This window comes from Bartonella sp. AP58NXGY (genome assembly GCF_042195785.1).
GTDB lineage: Bacteria > Pseudomonadota > Alphaproteobacteria > Rhizobiales > Rhizobiaceae > Bartonella.
The window spans coordinates 1-765 of sequence record NZ_JBHIOY010000209.1 but is presented as its reverse complement, the minus strand read 5'-3'; the positions used below and the strand labels follow the sequence as shown (position 1 = coordinate 765).

Here is a 765-nt window from a genome sequence, read left to right as displayed (position 1 = left end):
CACAGGGGAGGTGGAGAGGATAGAACTTTTTCAAATTTGGAACAGTCAAAAGAAGTATTGCTCAATATTTTAAGGCTTATATCATGAATTGTTTTCATGATGGCTTAATGAGCGTGCTCTTGTCATGATGTTTTTCGAGATATTTTCAGAGAAATATTGATGAAGCGGCATGAAGGCTTATGAAGAGAAAATATCGTGTTGCCTATCATAGGAAATCAGCCCAATAGCCTGTTCAATAAAAAACGCGTTGTTTATAAATTGCAGGGCTTTGTTCTTATAATAGAAAGCAGATTAGAGGATAAAGGTCATTTAAAACGTTTTAATTTTGATCAGAAATTAATTTTAAAATGGCTTTTTGTTTGACAGAGGTCAGAACTCTAAAACTTTTTAAAAGCAAAAATTTCTCTTTGCTTGATGCAATTTCTTCATGAGGGTACGAGGTGTTTTCTTTTGTGATAATATCCGCATAAAAAAAGGAAACCGGAACTTTTAGGATATCGGAAATTTCCTTTAAACGTCCTGCGCTTACACGATTTAAGCCTTTTTCATACTTTTGAATTTGTTGAAAACTTACTCCTAAAGCATCTCCTAATGTTTTTTGAGACATTCCCAACATTTTTCGCTTCAAGCGAATTTTTTTTGCCGACAAAAAGATCAATATTAAGGTTCTGAGTTTGCATTTGCCCCCGCCTAGTGCGAGCGCCCTCGCATTGGTATTCCGGGAGTTAAAAGCACTGAACTCAAATCAGCATTTTGCTTTTAGTG

1 protein-coding gene is annotated in these 765 nt (G+C 35.3%); it reads right to left on the bottom strand.

All coding sequences use genetic code 11. From position 1 onward, the window contains the following. Window positions 1-319 precede the first annotated feature (319 nt). On the bottom strand, window positions 320-661 hold the full coding sequence (locus tag ACFINC_RS10485; RefSeq protein WP_375617175.1) for a helix-turn-helix domain-containing protein: 342 nt from the start codon (window positions 659-661) through the stop codon (window positions 320-322). Window positions 662-765: the final 104 nt, after the last annotated feature.